The organism is Telluria sp. B2 (assembly GCF_051789535.1).
In the GTDB taxonomy this organism is placed as follows: domain Bacteria; phylum Pseudomonadota; class Gammaproteobacteria; order Burkholderiales; family Burkholderiaceae_D; genus Telluria.
The window spans coordinates 2,053,716-2,069,891 of the sequence record NZ_CP196525.1; the positions used below are offsets into that span (position 1 = coordinate 2,053,716).

Below are 16,176 nucleotides of genomic sequence, written 5' to 3' on the forward strand. Positions count from 1 at the left end.
TACAATACACTTTTGACTGGGAGTCACGAATGATAGACGTAGAGGCCTTGATTGCATTCTCCGCAGTCATGGATGCGGGATCGTTTTCCGGTGCGGCCGAGCGCTTGGGCCAGACCCCTTCGGGCGTGTCGCGCACCATCGCGCGCCTGGAAAAACACCTGGGCCTGACCCTGCTGCACCGGACCACGCGCCGCCTGCAGCTCACGGACGAGGGCGCCTGGCTGCTGGAGCGTGCCCGCGGCCTGCTGGCCGACCTCGCCAACACCGAGGCGGAAGCGGCCGCGCGCCGTTCCCAGCCCTCGGGCCTGGTGCGGGTGAACGCGGCCACGCCGGCGCTCGACCACCTGCTGGCGCCCCTGGTGCCGGCCTTCCTCGACGCCTATCCCCTGGTGCAGCTCGAACTGACCAGCGGCGAGACCGTCGTCGACCTGATCGAGGAAAGGGCGGACGTGGCGATCCGCATCGGCCAGTTGCCCGATTCGACGCTCAACGCGCGGCGCCTGGGCACCAGCCGCATCCGCGTGCTGGCCGCGCCCGCCTATCTTGAGCGCCACGGCGCCCCGGCCAGCGTGGCCGAGCTGGCGCAGCACCGCCTGCTGGGCTTCTCGGCGCCGGCATCGCTGAATACCTGGCCGCTGCGCCACGATGGCGCCGAGGGCTACACGATCGCGCCGGCGGTCACGGCATCGAGCGGCGAGACGGTGCGCCACCTGGCCCTGTCCGGCGCCGGCATCGCCTCGCTCTCGGACTTCCTCACCCGCGCCGACCTGGCGGCGGGACGCCTGGTGCCGGTGCTGGCGGACGCCGCGCTGCCCTGGTCGCAGCCGGTATGGGCGGTGTTCTACAGGCAGGGCGCGCTGGCGCCGCGGGTGGCGGCGCTGGTCGACTTCCTGGCGCGTGAGCTGGCGACAGTGCTGGACGAGTAAAAGCGCCTGACAAGACCGTTTGCTTGTTCTGAGAGCAACAACGCCGTATACTGGATGATTTCGATGTCTGCAATAGGCCGATTGTGTTGAAAAACTCGGCGACGTTGGCCTCTGGGCAGAAATCCTGGCGGCCTGGACTGACAAGAACCGCCGCTATTGAACGATCGTGGAACCGTTGGATGTCTGAGACCTCGCGAAATCGTTGCCACTCGACTTTTTCAACACAATAGGCCAAAAGCAGTCATCACCAGATGGTTCGTTCGTGGGCCATCCACTGCGACACATCGCTGAGGGGAAACACAATGGTTTTCGAATTCAACGGAAAGCCTCCCGCAATTGAAGGAAGAATATGTGAAGGCTTTATCTGCCAAGGTTACGAGTTCAAAGGCGAATTGATTGCCACAGCAAATGTGACGTACCTGAAGTTCGGTGGCATATGGCACAGTTTGAGTTTCGATCCTGGCACCGTGCACTGGCGGATCTGGCCCACACAGCCGGAGCCGTGGGCCGTCGATGAGGAAGGATGGAATTATCCTCAGGTTGATGTGGGGGCTAGTGGGCTGATCGGTGTCGAACTCAAGTCGTACAAAACACTGTCCAGAGAGCGTGGAGCCGGCGTGCTGTTTGAATTCGAGAATGGCCGTGAAGTCCTTATCGAATCCATCGACGACATTACCAGCTACCAAGTAAGATAGCCTGCTGGTTCACTGCGAACTTGCAACGCCGAACGGCTGCTTTGGGGCCAGTAGCGGTCAGTCGCGAAACACTTCCTTCCCTCCGAAGCGGTAGCGTGTCACCCCAGATACACCCCTGATCTTGATTGACGCATGATGATTGAAATCCGACTCGCCCATATTGGCGAACGCCCGATAGTCAGAAATTTGCTGGAGCTATACCAGCATGATTTTTCTGAAATCAACGGGGCTGATTTGGATGAACATGGCCAATATGGCTACCACGATCTGGACTGCTTCTGGATCAACCCAACATGGTCGGCATATGTCATCACAGTTGACGGTAAGTGGGCGGGTTTCGCGCTGACGAATGACGATGTAATCACCCACGGAAACACGCGTGCCATCTTCGAATTCTTCGTGGTTCGAAAGTACCGCAGGCGAGGCGTCGGTAGACACGCCGCTCAAACGATCATGGAGATGTCTCCGGCAAACTGGGAGATCCGCGTCCTCGAGAAAAACGAAGCTGCCCGGCGCTTTTGGGCAGCACTGTTGGATGAAGTCTGGCCGGCGACGCATCATATGGCAACGCTGAACAACGAACACTGGCAAGGCCCGGTCTTTTCCGTCGACACACGTACTAGCGGACCTAAGGTCATCGTCTGCTCACCAAGATAGCGACTGTTTTCGCAAACAGCCTGCTGCATGAGCTGAGTACTTTCCCCGACGACCTTGCTCGCTTATGGCAGATCGTCGTTCGGCTCACCGTCGACCGACAACAGGCGGACGGCCCGGGTCCATGATCGTGCGACCCTGACGAGAATCCTGATTACCCCTCCGGAAACCGAACACGCTGCAAGTACCCGCCGCGTCCGTTTGGCGCAGCGCAGCACAGCCGTTTGTTGCATGAACTCCATGCCGGGATTACCCTCAATAGAGCAGTAGCAGTACAAGAACCCATCACGGTCACCCATCCTGAAAGGAGCGCATCATGAGTTCGGAAGTCAAGCCGGTCGAAGAGGGCATGCACACCATCACCCCGCACCTGGTCTGTGCCAACTGCCGCGAGGCCATCGAGTTCTACAAGAAGGCCTTCGGCGCCGAGGAAGTGATGGCGATGCCCATGCCCGACGGTAAGATCGGCCACGCGATGCTGCGCATCGGCGATTCGCCCCTGTTCCTGGCCGACGAATTTCCCGACTATGGCTCGCTCGGTCCGCTGGCATTGAAAGGCTCGCCCGTCACCATCCACCTGTCGGTGCCGAATGTCGACGCGCTCTGGGAGCGCGCCGTGGCCGCCGGCGCCAAGGTGCGCATGGAACTGGCCGACCAGTTCTGGGGCGACCGCTACGGCCAGCTCGACGACCCCTTCGGGCACCGCTGGTCGCTGGCCCAGCATATCCGCGACGTCTCGCCGGAAGAGATGGAAGAGGCGATGAAGCGCGAATGCGCCTGAGGCGCCGGCCGTTTTCCTGCGGCATGGGCAGGGCGGGCTGAGGCTGGCGCGACCCGTCCAGCCTCACTGGCCCGCCGGCTGGCCTCAGGCCGCCGCGGCGCTCAGGTGCTGGTAGAGGATGGCGCTGCCGATGATGATCAGGACCACGCCGCCGGCCAGTTCGGCGCGCTTGCCGGCCAGCGCGCCCAGGCCACGGCCCAGCATCACCCCGATGGTCACCATGAGGAAGGTGGCAAAGCCGATCGCGGCCGCGGTGACGAAGATGTTGGCGTCGATGAAGGCCAGGCCGGCGCCGACGATCAGGGCGTCGATGCTGGTGGCCACGCTGGTGATCGCCAGGCGCCAGAACGAGTGGCTCGAGGGCCGCTCTTCCTCGAGCTCGGGCGCGCTGCAGCCTTCGCGGATCATGCGCAGGCCGAGCAGGCCCAGCAGTACGAAGGCGATCCAGTGGTCCCAGGCCTGGACGTAGGGCGCGGCGGCCTGGCCCAGGGCCCAGCCGAGCAGGGGCGTAAGGCCCTCGATGACGCCGAAGATCAGGCCGGTCCGCAAGGCCTCGCGCAATTGGGGACGTTGCAATGCGGCGCCCTTGCCGACGGCGGCGGCGAAAGCATCGGTGGACATGGCGAAGGCGAGGGAAGCGGTTGCGGCGAAATTCATCGGGGTCTCGTTGCCGGGCGAACGCAAAGGCAGGCCCGCGCGGCCCGGACACGCACGCGGACTTGCCAAAGGTCTTGCCAACCGAACGTAACGCGGACGCTGCGCTGCCGGCTGCCCGTACCACGGCGCTGACATGCTGGCCGAGTATGTTGATACGGGAACTTCCTGGGACGAAGCAGGCTACTCCCCAATGGGTGCCGACATTATACCCGAGCATGGCGGCCTCAGCTCAGCCATAAATGTGAGCATTTGCACAAGAGCGCGGGGCCACGTAGACTGCGCAGGGAACCCGGCAAGTACGGGCACGCGCCATTTACCCGCCGGCCCCGTGCCGGCCAGACCAGGAGGCAAGCTTGGATACCCTTGACCACGACAGAGGCATGCACGACATCGACATCGTCGTCGTGCCGCCCACGCACGACCTCGGCGACGGCTTCAAGGTGCGCCGCGCGCTGCCCAGCCGCCAGCGCCGCATGGTCGGCCCCTTCGTCTTCCTCGACCAGATGGGCCCCCACGTCTTCGACGCCGGCCAGGGCCTGGACGTGCGGCCGCATCCGCACATCTGCCTGGCCACCGTCACCTACCTGTTCAGCGGCGAGATCCTGCACCGCGACAGCCTGGGCAGCGTGCAGCCGATCAAGCCGGGCGAGGTGAACTGGATGACGGCGGGACGCGGCATCGTCCATTCCGAGCGCACCGCCGCCGAGCGCCGCGCCGGGGCCTCCGACCTGTTCGGCCTGCAATGCTGGGTGGCCCTGCCGCGCGCCCAGGAGGAAGTCGACCCGGGCTTCGCCCACGTCGGCGCCGGCGAATTGCCCTTCATCGAGGACGGCGGCGTCAGCGCGCGCGTGGTCGCCGGCAGCTACTGGGGCAAGCGGGCCCCGGTGCCCACCCATTCGGACATGTTCTACGTCGACCTGAACCTGCAGGCCGGCGCGCGCATCGCCATGCCGGCCGAGTACCACGAGCAGGCCCTGTATATCGTCGAAGGCCGGCTCGACCTCGGCCGCGACGGCGTGTTCGAGGCCGGGCAGCTGGTCGTGCTCAAGCCGAAGGCCGAGGTGGTCCTGTCCGCGCCCGGCCCGGGACCGACGCGCGCCATGCTGCTCGGCGGCGAGCCGATGGACGGGCCGCGCTACCTGTCATGGAACTTTGTCGCCAGTTCGGAAGAGCGCATCGAGCAGGCGCGCCAGGACTGGCGCGCCGGCGCCTTCCCGCAGGTGCCTGGGGAAACCGAATTCATCCCCTTGCCCGAGACGCCAGGGCGACCGGTGCGCTACCCCTGACAGCCGGGCGGCGCCTTCGTATGGGCCGCCTGCCATCTAATTAAATAAGCAAATATTTGCCGCACGGAAACATGCAATCAAAACAATCCAGTGAATCCGGCCGGATCGCGGCCAGCAAGCGTGTGGAGGTCCGCCCATGAACGCCGCCGAGGTCCAGCGCATCGCCGCTTTTTCCGACGGGGCCGAAGGCGGCAACCCGGCCGGCGTGTGGATCGGCGCCGCCCATCCGCCCGAGGCCGAGATGCAGCGCATCGCCCACGAGGTCGGTTTCTCCGAGACCGCCTTCGCCGCGCCTCTGGACGAGGGCGGCTACCGGGTGCGTTATTTCTCGCCCGAGGCCGAGGTGCCGTTCTGCGGCCACGCAACCATCGCCCTGGGCGCGGCGCTCGCGGCCAGCCGGGGCGACGGTGTGTTCGCCCTGAGCCTGAACGACGCCCGCATCACGGTCGAAGGCAGGCGTGGCGGCACTGAAGCCGCGCCCCTGGTATCAGGCGCGCTGCAGTCGCCGCCGACGCGCAGCAGGCCGGCGCCGCATGAGGTGGTCGAACGCGCGCTGGCGCTGTTCGGCTACCGCGAGGAAGACCTCGACCCGCGCATCCCCCCGGCCCTGGCCCATGGCGGCGCCGACCACCTGGTGCTGGCGCTGAAGAGCCGCGCACTGCTGGCGGCGATGCGCTACGAACTCGATGCGGGACGGCGCTTCATGCGCGAACTCGGCATCGTCACCGTCGTGCTGGCCTGGGCCGAGTCCGACACGCTCTTCCATACCCGCAATCCCTTCGCCGCCGGCGGCGTGTACGAGGATCCGGCCACCGGCGCCGGCACGGCCGCGCTGGCGGGCTACCTGCGCGACCTGGGCTGGCCGCACGGCGGCCACATCGACGTGGTGCAGGGCGAAGACATGGGTATGCGCTCGCGCCTGCGCGCCGACATCGGTGCAGACGCCGGCGGCTCGATCCGGGTCTCGGGCACGGCGCGTTTCATGGAGTAGGAAGGGCAGCGCCGCCGAGCCAAAAAATTAGCACGCCCGTGCAGAACGATGAATAGAAGGCAAAAAACACGTCTCATCAGCGTTTAACATTCTTTTGAAAGATTGATAATGGTCAACATTAATGCTGTTAGTCAACTTTCAATCAAGGAATGTCCGTCATGGAAATGCGCAACTCCGCCATCTTCACCGCCCCCACCTCGCGTCCGGAAATGTCTACCGAGCGCCTGCCGTTCACGATCCGCCGGGTCGAGAACGAGGAAAGCCTGAAGAAGGCGGTTGCGATCCGCCACGCCGCGTATGCGCGCCACGTCCCCGAGTTTGCCCGTTCGCTGGCCCTGCCCGAAGCCTGCGACTACGAAGAGGACACTGTCGTTCTCCTGGCCGAGTCCAAGCTCGACGGTTCGCCGCTGGGCACCGCGCGCATCCGCACCAACGAGCATCATCCGCTGCATATCGAAGAGTCGGTGGTGCTGCCGCACTGGCTGCAGGGCCGCAGCCTGGGCGAAGTCGAGCGCCTGGGCGTGGGTGAAGGCCGCGTCGGCCATATCGTGAAGGTCGCGCTGGTGAAGGCTTTCTTCGAGTACTTCGAGAAGGCCGGCATCGAATACGCCGTGATCGCCGGCCGCAGCCCGGTCGACCGCCAGTACGAACAGCTGATGTTCACCGACGTGTTCGGCGAAAAGGAAATGGTGCCGCTGCGCCACGCCGGCAATATCCCGCACCGCGTGATGGCGTTCGAGATCGCCACCGGCGAGGCGCGCTGGAACGCCGCCAAGCATCCGCTGCTGAAGTTCTTCCGTCACACCCATCATCCGGACATCGATGTCGGCGTCGCGGTGGCGGGCGATGCCCAGCGTGGCACCAAGGCCACACCGGCCCCGGTTCGCCCCTCGTTTCCTGCTCACTTGGAACAACTGACCCCGGCCTGAAAAAAATTGCATGACGGCATCGTCTGCAGCTTGTATCCTTACGGCCTGAATCACGCCGGCAGCAGGCTGGCATTCGTCAGTCCGATTAAAGCAGCCTATGTCCCAGCCGTCCGCGCCCGACCAAGAACCGACTTTCGCATCTTTCGACCGCCTGTTGGCGGCAGCGATGCGCCTGCTTTCGGTCTACCTGGTGCCGATCGGCGTGGCGCTGGTATCGGTGCTGGCGCTGCTGTCCTGGAACAGTCATTACGTGACCAGCGGCGACATCACGCTGCCGCTGCGCGTGCTGGCCGAGCATGACGGTCCCCTGACGCCGCACGCCGCGCTGAGCGCGCTGGCCCGGGTGCCAGGCGTCGAGCGCTACGACACCCATCTCTCGGAAGCGCCGCTCTGGTTGGCGGTGCATACCCATGGCCAGGGCGACGCCCCCCAGGTCATCGAATTTCCCTCGCGCCATGGGATCGACATCGCCTGCTGGGATGGCGCCACCCTGCAATCGCTGGGCAGCGCCTCGCACGAGTCTGCAAGCGGCGCGATGTCGGCCGCCAAGGCCGGCTTCCTCCTGCGACCGCGGTTCATGCCGGCCGAGGTGATATGCCGCGGGCACTTCACGGGCCCTGCGCGCGTCAGCGCGCTGCAGTGGCCGGCCGGCGAGATGACGCTCTCGATCCAGCAGTTCCACCGCAAGTCGGGCCTGCTCGACGGCGGCATGATCGTGCTGAGCCTGTTCATCCTGATTACGGCCCTGATCAACCGGCAGTTGCTGTACCTGCTGTTCGCGGTCTGGCTGACCTTGAACCTGCGCGTCGGCGCCATCTCGGCAGGCTATGACATCCAGTGGCTGGGCCAGGAGCTGCCCCAGGACTGGCTGGCGCCGAGCCGCGCCATCACCACGGCCCTGTATGGCATTGCCACGATGACCTTGTACATGAAGCTGTTCGGGGCGGAACTGGTGCGCACCCGCCTGGCGACGCCGCTGCGGGCGGCCCAGGTGCTGTGCCTGGCCTTGTTGCCGATGGCGATCCTGATGCCTTTCGGGATCTACCTGCCGGCGATGTGGCTGCTGGTCGCACCCGGCCTGGCCCTCATGACCCTGGGCCTGTTCGGTGTCATGCGCCATAACCAGGCAAGGGTGGCGATGTGGTTCGCGGCCTCGTTTGCCGTCACCTTCCTGTCGACCCTGGCCGAAGTCATTTCCGCTGCACTGGGCCTGCGCGAGATGCTGGGGGTCGTCAACAGCGTCACGGCCGCTCTCGCGTCCAGCCTGCTGGCGGCGCTGGCCGTGGCCGAGCAGATGCGTCTGGAAACCCAGAAGCGCATCGCGGTCCAGGCTGAGCTCGAGCATGCCTACGAGGCGATGCCGGTCGGCCTCTTCACGCTCGACCTGCATGGCGTCTTCCTGTCGGCCAACCCGGCGCTGTGCCGCATGCTCGATTGCGAAGCGCCGGTCTCCACCCGCACGCTGTGGCAGCAGTTCTTCGACGAGACAAGCTGGTTCCAGCTGCGCGAGCAGGTGCATGTCGCGACCAATGTCGAGATGGAGATCGCCAGCCGCGAAGGCGAGCGCCGTTTTCTGGTGCGCGCGACCCTGGCCCATGGCCGCATCGAGGGCGTGCTGGAAGACATCACCGAAAAGACCAAGGCCACCAAGCAGCTGCAGTTCATGGCCAACAACGATCCGCTGACCCGCGTCTTCAACCGCCGCGGCATCGAGAAAAGCTTCGAGAACGCGGCGGTCACGCTGGCCGCGGGCAAACCGCTGTCCCTGGCCTACATCGACCTCGACCGCTTCAAGCTGATCAACGACCTGTTCGGCCACGCCGCCGGCGACGAGGTGCTCAAGCAGGTATGCGAGCGCATGGCGATGATGCTGGCCGGCGGCCAGCAGATCGGCCGTGTCGGCGGCGACGAATTCGTGATCGTGATGCCCGACACCGCGATCCCGCTGGCCTCGCTGATCTGCCGCGGCATCGTCGAGCGCATCGGCAGCACACCCTACCGGGTCGGCGACAAGGCCTTCCACGTGCGCGGTTCGGTCGGCCTGATCGAGGTATCGAACGGGATGCCGATGAAGGACGCGATCTCGACCGCCGACCGCGCCTGCCGCGAAGCGAAGGATGCCAGCGACGGCCTGGTGGTCTACGAGCGCAACGCGCGCGCCTTCCATGAGCGCGAGGCGGAGCTGAACCTGGTCGCCAAGCTGCAGGGGCCGGGCGCGACCGAGGGCCTGTTCATCGAGATGCAGCCGATCATGTCGCTCAAGTCCCCGCAAGAGTCCCTGAATTTCGAGGTGCTGCTGCGCATGCGCGGCAGCGACGGCCGCGTGATGCCGGCCGGCCCGCTGATCGGCGCGGCCGAGAAGTGCGGGCGCGCGGGCGTGATCGACCGCTGGGTGCTGGCCACCACGCTCGGCTGGATCGCCGAGAACGCCGGGCGCCTGCCGAATACCCGCTTCGTCTGCATGAACCTGTCGGGCGCATCGCTGAACGACGAGCGCTTCGTGCAGGACACGCTCGAGATCCTGGCGCGCCACGTGCACGTGGCCAGCCGCCTGTGCATGGAAATCACCGAAAGCGTGGCACTGCACGACCTCGACAACACGCGCCGCTTCATCGACCAGGTGCGCAATTTCGGCGTCAAGGTGGCGCTGGACGACTTCGGCGCCGGCTACACCTCCTTCTCCTACCTGAAGGAACTGCCGGCCGACGTGCTGAAAATCGACGGCAACTTCATCGTCAACATCAACGCCCACCCGGCCAATGTCGCCATCGTCGAAGCCATCGTCAACCTGGCGGTGAACCTGGGCATGAAGACGATTGCCGAATGGGCCGAGGACGCGGCCACGGTGCAGACCCTGGCGGAGATCGGGGTCGACTACGTGCAGGGCTGGGCCGTGGCGCGCTCGCAGTCGCCGGAAAAGATCCTTGCGGCCAGCTCGGCGGCCGGCTTCATCGAGGATCAGGAATTGCTGGAGATGTTGCCGACGCTGGGCAGCGCCGGCGCGCTCGACCTGCACGGGATCATGCGGTCGTACTGAGGACGGGGCCGCCGTTTTTCGTAGGGTGGGCACCCCTGAACTGACCCCAGAAAGTTGGACAGTTGATCTATGCTGCCAATTGCTGAGTCCTGAATTGTACAGGGCTCAGCCCGTTGAGTCTGAGCTTGCCGCGGTCATTGTTGTAGTAGCGAATATACTCATCAATCCCAGCTTCCAGCTGATCGATGCTGGTGATTTTTTCCAAGTAGAAGAACTCGGTCTTGAGCACGGCAAAGAAGCTTTCCATGGCCGCATTGTCGTGACAGTTACCCTTGCGCGACATGCTCTGCACGATCCCATGCTCGGTCAGTGCCTGTTGATAAGCGGGCATGCGGTATTGCCATCCCTGGTCGGAGTGGAGCATTGGTTTGTCCTCCGGGCCAAGTCTTGAAAATGCCTTGGTCAGCATGGATGTCACCAGTTCGAACCGAGGGCGCCTGTTCGTTTCGAAAGCGATGATCTCACCATTGTATAGGTCGAGCACAGGCGACAAATAAAGCTTTTCACCTGCGACATGAAACTCGGTGATGTCGGTCACCCATTTCTGCTTTGGCGCCTTTGCTTCGAACCGGCGCTGCAATTCGTTCGGCGCCGTCTTGCCCACTTCGCCTTTGAAAGACTTGTATTTCTTGGGACGAACCAGGGACTTCAACTTCAGTTGCCCCATCAAACGCTGTACGGTTTTATGATTGATGCGTTCGCCAAGCTGGCGAATGGCTGAGGTCACACGGCGGTAACCATAACGTCCCTTGTGGCGCTCGAATACGTCCTTGATCGTCGCTTTCAATTGTCCGTACTTGTCATCGGCAGCTTGCGCTTTGAGCCGGTAATAGAACGAGCTTCGAGGAAGTCCTGCCAGCTTGAGCAGACCGTCGAGTCGATATTGCTGCCTTAGTTCTTGGACCGCTTGGGTTTTTTCGCAGACTCCGCTTCCTGCCTTGCCTGAACTAAGGCTCTCAACTTTTTTAGGTAGGCGTTCTCCATCCGCAGGTACTCCAACTCGGCCAGCAATTCTTCGCGGCTACGCTTGTCTTCATGCGCTACTTCCGGCTTTGTCGTCGGTATGATCATCTTCTCGGATCTGCTTGTTGGAGGGCGAGCCAATGCCTCGCTCCCCCCTTCTTGATAGGCACGCTCCCAGACTCCTACCGTCGAATGACCGCGGATATCGAACCGGGCAGCGGTCTGGGTGATCGAAAGGCGATTTTCCCACATGTACTGTAGTACCGACAGCTTGAATGCGGCCGTATATCTGCTCCGCTTCTTGCGCAGTCCAGCATCCCCATGCAGTCGATACGCTGTTACCCAGCGCTCCACCAGCGAGCGATTGGCCATGCCATGGCGCTGAGCCACAGCCCGGTAGCCTCCCCGACCAGACAAATAGTCCTGGACAACCGTTATCTTGAACTGCTCCGTGTGCTTACCCATATCACCCCAATAAGTTGTGTCTAACTTATTGGGGTCAGTTCACCCGTGCCCACCGAAAGCATGCGTCCCGTTGACGCTTCCGAGCATCGCGTCTGTTCATTGATCCGGTGGGCACGGAGCGCCCACTCTACTGGATCGTCGCCAGTTGCGGCTGCTGGCGGTTCCCGTCGAGCAGCATCATTTGCGCACGCGCCGCCTTCAGGGTGGCGACGTCGCGCGCCAGCGGACGGTCGCGCGCCGGCAGGCGCGGGCGCCAGTCGTGCTGCTGCTGCATTCTCGGGGCGGCGGCGTAGCGCTGGAGCGGCACTGCCTGTGGCTCCGTGCCGGACGGGCCACCCGAGGCGGTGGCCGAGGCGGTGCCGGAGCTGCCGTACGAGGTGGATTCGGACGTCGACCCAATCGACATGCGCGTCACGCGCGCTGCGCCCTGGCAGGGCTGGTCGGACAGCGTCACGTTGCCGGCGCTGTCCACGCATTTCAGGATTTCGGTGCCCGCCTGCGCGGCGGGGAGGGCGGCAACCGCCGCAAGTATCAGGCTGAGTTGAGAGGCCAGGCGTTTCATGGTTGGCTCCTTGTTCGATGGAGCCATTTTCCTGGCCGAGGCTGGCTGCCTCTGTTCGGTGCCTCACCCTGTGCGGGTCATTATCAAAAAAACCACTCTTCAGTTAGCCCGGCCGCTGCGCCACCAGTTGCACCTCGACCAGGAAACCGTAGTGCAGGGCCGGCACCGGCACCACCGCGCGCGCCGGTTTGTGGTCGCCGAAGACACCGGCGTAACAGGTATTGAAGGCCGGCCAATGCTCGACGCCGGCGAGGTAGGCCGTGCATTGCACCACGTCGTTCAGGCCGCAGCCGGCCGCGCGCAAGACCTTTTCGCACTGCTCGAAGACCGAAGCGCATTGGGCCTCGAAGTCGCTGTCCGGCTCGACGTCGGCGCGCGCCGGCAGGATGCCCGACAGGAAGACCAGGCCGCCGGCCGCCACCGCCTGCGAATAATGCCCGGCGGGCGCCGGCAGCTCGCTCGATTGGATGAATTCCATCAGGCGCCCACCAGCTGGGCAAAGCGCGACAGGTCGACGTTGCCGCCGCTGATCAGGACGCCGACGCGCTTGCCGGCGACAGGATAGGCGCCGTGCAGCGCGGCCGCGGCGCCCAGGCAGCCGGTCGGCTCGACCACCATCTTCATGCGTTCGGCGAAGAACTTCATGGTGTCGACCAGTTGGGCGTCGCTGACGGTGACGATGTCGTCGACGCGGCGGCGGATCACCTCGAAATTGTGCCCGCCGATGTGGGTCACCATGGCGCCGTCGGCGATCGTGTCGGGCACGCCGATGTGGACGATTTCGCCCTTGCGCAGCGACTGCTGGCCGTCGTTGCCGGCTTCCGGCTCGACGCCGATCACCTTGCACGAGGGCGACAGGCCCATGGCCGCCAGCGCGCTGCCGGCCAGCAGGCCGCCGCCGCCGAGCGGCACCAGGAGCACATCGAGTTCGCCCGCTTCCTCGAACAGTTCCTTCGCCGCCGTGCCCTGGCCGCAGATCACGTCCGGATGGTCGTAGGGGGGAATCAGGGTCATGCCGCGCTCCTCGGCCAGGCGGCGCCCGATTTCCTCGCGGTTTTCCGTATAGCGGTCGTAGAAGATCACTTCGCCGCCGTATTCTTTCGTCGCCTGCACCTTCAGGGCTGGCGCGTCCTTCGGCATGATGATGGTGGCGCGGATGCCCGCCAGGCGCGCCGACAGGGCGATGGCCTGGGCGTGATTACCCGAGGAGAAGGTCAGGACGCCGGCGGCGCGCTGTGCGTCGGTGAAGCGCGCGATGGCGTTATAGGCGCCGCGGAACTTGAAGGCGCCCATGCGCTGGTAGTTCTCGCACTTGAAGAAGACCTGGGCGCCGGTGCGGGCGTCGAAGGTGGAGGAGGTGAGGACAGGCGTGCGGTGGGCGGCGCCCGCCAGGCGCGCGGCGGCCTGTTCGACGTCGCCGTATTGCAGGGTATCGTTCATGGTCATCGGATGGATAAGGAATTCAGGAAGCCAGCGGCAGCGCCAGTTGCACCAGCAGGCCGCCGCCTTCGCGGTTGCGCACCGTGAGTTCGGCGTTGTGGCGGGTGACCACGCGCTCGACGATCGCGAGGCCTAGACCCGCGCCGTTGGCCTGGCCACGCGCCGTGTCCAGGCGCGTGAAGGGCTTCAGCAGCTGGTTGATCTGGTCGGGCGGCACGCCCGGACCGTGGTCGGCGATCTCGACGACCGCGCGCCGGCCCTGCGGCATGGTGCGCACGTGGCAGGAAAAATCGATCTCGGTGACGTCCTTGCCGGGCGTCCTGGCGTAGCGGCGCGCGTTCTCGACCACGTTGTTGATCACGCGGCGCAGGTCGGTTTCGTTGCCCAGCACGCGGATTCCTTCCGTGATGTCGGTGCTGGCGCGCACGTCGGGCATGCGCGCCGCGTGCATGGCGCTGTCGGCGATCAGGCCTGACAGGTCCACCGGCACGAAGGTCGCGGCCTCGGTCGGCTTGGCGTAGTCGAGGAACTGCCCGATGATCGCGTCCATCTGGGCGATATCGGACTGCATGCCTTCGCGCGCCTCGACCGGCAGGTCGGCCATCTCGACTTCGAGCTGCATGCGCGCCAGCGGCGTGCGCAGGTCGTGCGAAATGCCGGCCAGGATCACGGCGCGGTCCTTCTCGACCTGGGCCAGGTCCTCGACCATCTGGTTGAAGCTGCGGTTGGCCTCGATGATCTCCTGCGGGCCCTTTTCGGGCAGGGGCGCCGGGCGCTCGCCCTTGGCGAAGGCGCGCGTGGCCGCGGTCAGGCGCGCCAGCGGCAGGTTGATCAGGCTCGAGATGAATGCCGCGCCAAGCAGCGACAGCACGCCCACCACGCTGGCCCAGCCCAGCCACTGGATGCGGGTCAGGCCGGCCAGGCGCTCGCGCTCGAGCATCAGCCAGTACTGGTCGTCCTCGATATTAAAGCTGATCCAGAAGCCGGCCGTGCCGTTCACGCGGCTGGAAAAGCGGGTCTGCTGGCCGAGCTTTTCGCGCACGGCGGCGGCGATGTCGGGCATCAGGGGGTTGTCCGGCGGCGGGGCCACCTTGTCGGTGGGCTCGAGGGTGAAAATGCGGATGCCTTCGTTCGATACCAGTTCGATCAACAGCTCGAGCCGTGCCTCGGGCGCCGAGTGGGTGAGGGCGGCCTTGGTCAGCGTCACCACCGACACCACCAGCTCGGCCGTCTGCTGCACCTGCGGACCGCGCTGGAACACGTTCAGCATGCCGATCCACGAGCCCATCGACAGGGTCGTAAGCAGGGACATCAGGAAAAAGGTACGCCAGAACAGGCCGCTGCGCAGCCAGAGCATGCGGCCGGGGCGCGCCGGCAAAAACGATGCGAACACTAGCGCGGCTGTCCTTCAGGGATGAACACGTAGCCCAGGCCCCAGACGGTCTGGATGTAGAGCGGGCTCGATGGATCCGGTTCGATCAGCTTGCGCAGGCGCGAGATCTGCACGTCGAGCGAGCGGTCGAAGACTTCGTATTCGCGGCCGCGCGCCAGTTCCATCAGCTTCTCGCGCGACAGCGGCTGGCGCGCATGGCGCGCGAACACCTTCAGCACCGAGAATTCGCCGGTGGTCAGGGGCACGGTCTCGCCGTTCTTCTTCAGCGTGCGCGTGCCCAGGTCGAGCACGAACTGGCCGAACTCGAAGGTCTGCGGGGTTTCCGACGGCGCGCCCGGGATTTCGTCCGGACCCTTGCGGCGCAGGACCGCGCCGATGCGCGCCACGAGTTCGCGCGGGTTGAAGGGCTTGGGCAGGTAGTCGTCGGCGCCCATTTCCAGGCCGACGATGCGGTCGACGTCTTCGCCCTTGGCGGTCAGCATGATGATCGGGGTCTGGTCGCCGGCGCCGCGCAGGCGGCGGCAGATCGACAGGCCGTCTTCGCCCGGCAGCATCAGGTCCAGCACCAGCAGGTCGTAGCGCTCGCGCAGCCACAGCTTGTTCATGGCCGGCGCGCTTTCGGCGGTGACGACCTGGAAGCCCTGTTCGGTGAGGTAGCGGCGCAGCAGGTCGCGCAGGCGGACGTCGTCGTCGACGACCATGATCTTCGCGCTATGGCCGCCGGTGCCGGGCGCGCCTGCGGAATTCGAGGTGGAAGATGTATTCATATGCGGTCAGTTTGTCAGATTCATGTCGCTATGGTAACTTCTCTTCGCTTTAAATAAGGCCCCTACAGGTAAGGCATTACATTGTGTTACAAACTTTACCCAAATGGTCTTATACCCGGTCAGCATTCCACATACACTGGAACCCATGAAGTACAGCTTATCCAGTCAAAGCTTATCTGTTTATCCGGCATCGCGGAAGAGGAACACCATGAAAGACGCGCTCACACCAAACTATGCAGCAAGCCAGGCCCCGGGCCAGCGGCTTGCCCGCCTGGCGCGCCGTGGTCTCGCCGTCTGCATGCTCGCCTGCGTCGGCCTCGGCGCCGCGCATGCACAGAGCCACGGGCGCCGCGACGATATCCAGCTGCCCCCACCGCCGCAGATGCGCCCCGAACGTTTCCCGGCCCCGGCGCCGCAGATCGAGCAGCCGCGCGAGCAGCGCATGGTCGAGCAGCAGCGCGCGATGGAAGATCAGCAGCGCCGCCAGGCCGCCCAGATGCAGCAGGAGCAGGGCATGCGCGACGGCCGCCGCGGCGGACGCCTCACGCCCGACGAGCGGCGCGACCTGCGCCGCCAGATCAACGAGGCGGGCATCGACATCTATCCGAATGCCCAGCGCCGCTGAGCGCA

The 16,176-nt window shown here is 65.0% G+C and carries 16 protein-coding genes; 9 read left to right on the top strand and 7 right to left on the bottom strand.

The annotated features are described in order from the left end of the window. Positions 1 to 29: 29 nt before the first annotated feature. The 4 genes from ACSUZJ_RS09200 (at position 30) to ACSUZJ_RS09215 (ending at position 3,056) form a co-directional block, all read left to right on the top strand. Complete coding sequence (locus ACSUZJ_RS09200) at positions 30 to 926, top strand: LysR family transcriptional regulator (RefSeq protein ID WP_499415387.1); 897 nt, start codon at positions 30 to 32, stop codon at positions 924 to 926. Positions 927 to 1,228: 302 nt separating this feature from the next. Then, entirely contained in the window at positions 1,229 to 1,621 is a 393-nt protein-coding gene (locus tag ACSUZJ_RS09205) for a hypothetical protein (RefSeq protein WP_499415389.1), read from the top strand. Between the two features lie 132 nt (positions 1,622 to 1,753). Continuing rightward, on the top strand, positions 1,754 to 2,278 hold the full coding sequence (locus tag ACSUZJ_RS09210; protein ID WP_499415391.1) for a GNAT family N-acetyltransferase: 525 nt from the start codon (positions 1,754 to 1,756) through the stop codon (positions 2,276 to 2,278). A 313-nt stretch (positions 2,279 to 2,591) separates the two neighbouring features. Beyond that, positions 2,592 to 3,056, top strand: a complete 465-nt coding sequence (locus ACSUZJ_RS09215) for a VOC family protein (RefSeq protein ID WP_499415393.1) — start codon at positions 2,592 to 2,594, stop codon at positions 3,054 to 3,056. 84 nt (positions 3,057 to 3,140) lie between these two features. Here the strand turns inward: ACSUZJ_RS09215 and mntP are convergent, their stop codons facing one another. After that, positions 3,141 to 3,713 carry a manganese efflux pump MntP gene (mntP, locus tag ACSUZJ_RS09220; RefSeq protein ID WP_499415395.1) on the bottom strand — a complete coding sequence of 191 codons (573 nt, stop codon included), beginning with the start codon at positions 3,711 to 3,713 and terminating at the stop codon, positions 3,141 to 3,143. A gap of 380 nt (positions 3,714 to 4,093) precedes the next feature. Here mntP and ACSUZJ_RS09225 point away from each other — a divergent pair, with 380 nt between their 5' ends. The 4 genes from ACSUZJ_RS09225 to ACSUZJ_RS09240 all read left to right on the top strand — a co-directional run bounded on the left by ACSUZJ_RS09225 (position 4,094) and on the right by ACSUZJ_RS09240 (position 9,956). Continuing rightward, the gene (locus tag ACSUZJ_RS09225) at positions 4,094 to 4,999 is read left to right on the top strand and encodes a pirin family protein (RefSeq protein WP_499416489.1); all 906 of its coding nucleotides are present in this window, start codon (positions 4,094 to 4,096) and stop codon (positions 4,997 to 4,999) included. A 136-nt stretch (positions 5,000 to 5,135) separates the two neighbouring features. Continuing rightward, on the top strand, positions 5,136 to 5,990 hold the full coding sequence (locus tag ACSUZJ_RS09230; protein WP_499415397.1) for a PhzF family phenazine biosynthesis protein: 855 nt from the start codon (positions 5,136 to 5,138) through the stop codon (positions 5,988 to 5,990). Between the two features lie 158 nt (positions 5,991 to 6,148). Continuing rightward, on the top strand, positions 6,149 to 6,919 hold the full coding sequence (locus ACSUZJ_RS09235) for a GNAT family N-acetyltransferase (protein WP_499415399.1): 771 nt from the start codon (positions 6,149 to 6,151) through the stop codon (positions 6,917 to 6,919). Between the two features lie 166 nt (positions 6,920 to 7,085). Then, positions 7,086 to 9,956 carry a putative bifunctional diguanylate cyclase/phosphodiesterase gene (locus ACSUZJ_RS09240; protein ID WP_499415401.1) on the top strand — a complete coding sequence of 957 codons (2,871 nt, stop codon included), beginning with the start codon at positions 7,086 to 7,088 and terminating at the stop codon, positions 9,954 to 9,956. Positions 9,957 to 10,023: 67 nt separating this feature from the next. Here the strand turns inward: ACSUZJ_RS09240 and ACSUZJ_RS09245 are convergent. The 6 genes from ACSUZJ_RS09245 to ompR all read right to left on the bottom strand — a co-directional run bounded on the left by ACSUZJ_RS09245 (position 10,024) and on the right by ompR (position 15,546). Continuing rightward, positions 10,024 to 11,384, bottom strand: a protein-coding gene (locus ACSUZJ_RS09245; protein WP_499408834.1) for an IS3 family transposase whose coding sequence is annotated in 2 segments (ribosomal slippage) — positions 10,024 to 10,905 and positions 10,908 to 11,384 — 1,359 coding nt in all. Because the reading frame shifts where the segments join, the coding sequence is not laid out codon by codon here. Positions 11,385 to 11,511: 127 nt separating this feature from the next. Next, entirely contained in the window at positions 11,512 to 11,946 is a 435-nt protein-coding gene (locus ACSUZJ_RS09250) for a DUF4124 domain-containing protein (RefSeq protein WP_499415403.1), read from the bottom strand. Positions 11,947 to 12,049: 103 nt separating this feature from the next. After that, entirely contained in the window at positions 12,050 to 12,424 is a 375-nt protein-coding gene (locus ACSUZJ_RS09255; RefSeq protein WP_499415405.1) for a RidA family protein, read from the bottom strand. Next, entirely contained in the window at positions 12,424 to 13,386 is a 963-nt protein-coding gene (locus ACSUZJ_RS09260) for a threo-3-hydroxy-L-aspartate ammonia-lyase (protein ID WP_499415407.1), read from the bottom strand. Before ACSUZJ_RS09260 ends, ACSUZJ_RS09255 begins: the two co-directional genes overlap by 1 nt. A 22-nt stretch (positions 13,387 to 13,408) precedes the next feature. Next, a complete protein-coding gene (locus tag ACSUZJ_RS09265; protein ID WP_499416491.1) occupies positions 13,409 to 14,743 on the bottom strand; it encodes a sensor histidine kinase family protein in 1,335 nt (444 codons plus the stop codon). 35 nt (positions 14,744 to 14,778) lie between these two features. After that, positions 14,779 to 15,546 carry an osmolarity response regulator transcription factor OmpR gene (ompR, locus tag ACSUZJ_RS09270; RefSeq protein ID WP_499415409.1) on the bottom strand — a complete coding sequence of 256 codons (768 nt, stop codon included), beginning with the start codon at positions 15,544 to 15,546 and terminating at the stop codon, positions 14,779 to 14,781. 208 nt (positions 15,547 to 15,754) lie between these two features. Between ompR and ACSUZJ_RS09275 the strand changes: the two genes are divergently transcribed. Further along, positions 15,755 to 16,171, top strand: a complete 417-nt coding sequence (locus ACSUZJ_RS09275; RefSeq protein ID WP_499415411.1) for a hypothetical protein — start codon at positions 15,755 to 15,757, stop codon at positions 16,169 to 16,171. The last annotated feature ends 5 nt before the right edge of the window (positions 16,172 to 16,176 follow it).

Bases quoted from the DNA above. Each gene is read 5' to 3' on its own strand.
- ACSUZJ_RS09200 (WP_499415387.1), top strand. From the start codon at position 30: ATGATAGACGTAGAGGCCTTGATTGCATTCTCCGCAGTCATGGATGCG.
- ACSUZJ_RS09205 (WP_499415389.1), top strand. From the start codon at position 1,229: ATGGTTTTCGAATTCAACGGAAAGCCTCCCGCAATTGAAGGAAGAATA.
- ACSUZJ_RS09210 (WP_499415391.1), top strand. From the start codon at position 1,754: ATGATGATTGAAATCCGACTCGCCCATATTGGCGAACGCCCGATAGTC.
- ACSUZJ_RS09215 (WP_499415393.1), top strand. From the start codon at position 2,592: ATGAGTTCGGAAGTCAAGCCGGTCGAAGAGGGCATGCACACCATCACC.
- mntP (WP_499415395.1), bottom strand. From the start codon at position 3,713: ATGAATTTCGCCGCAACCGCTTCCCTCGCCTTCGCCATGTCCACCGAT.
- ACSUZJ_RS09225 (WP_499416489.1), top strand. From the start codon at position 4,094: ATGCACGACATCGACATCGTCGTCGTGCCGCCCACGCACGACCTCGGC.
- ACSUZJ_RS09230 (WP_499415397.1), top strand. From the start codon at position 5,136: ATGAACGCCGCCGAGGTCCAGCGCATCGCCGCTTTTTCCGACGGGGCC.
- ACSUZJ_RS09235 (WP_499415399.1), top strand. From the start codon at position 6,149: ATGGAAATGCGCAACTCCGCCATCTTCACCGCCCCCACCTCGCGTCCG.
- ACSUZJ_RS09240 (WP_499415401.1), top strand. From the start codon at position 7,086: ATGCGCCTGCTTTCGGTCTACCTGGTGCCGATCGGCGTGGCGCTGGTA.
- ACSUZJ_RS09250 (WP_499415403.1), bottom strand. From the start codon at position 11,946: ATGAAACGCCTGGCCTCTCAACTCAGCCTGATACTTGCGGCGGTTGCC.
- ACSUZJ_RS09255 (WP_499415405.1), bottom strand. From the start codon at position 12,424: ATGGAATTCATCCAATCGAGCGAGCTGCCGGCGCCCGCCGGGCATTAT.
- ACSUZJ_RS09260 (WP_499415407.1), bottom strand. From the start codon at position 13,386: ATGAACGATACCCTGCAATACGGCGACGTCGAACAGGCCGCCGCGCGC.
- ACSUZJ_RS09265 (WP_499416491.1), bottom strand. From the start codon at position 14,743: ATGCTCTGGCTGCGCAGCGGCCTGTTCTGGCGTACCTTTTTCCTGATG.
- ompR (WP_499415409.1), bottom strand. From the start codon at position 15,546: ATGAATACATCTTCCACCTCGAATTCCGCAGGCGCGCCCGGCACCGGC.
- ACSUZJ_RS09275 (WP_499415411.1), top strand. From the start codon at position 15,755: ATGAAAGACGCGCTCACACCAAACTATGCAGCAAGCCAGGCCCCGGGC.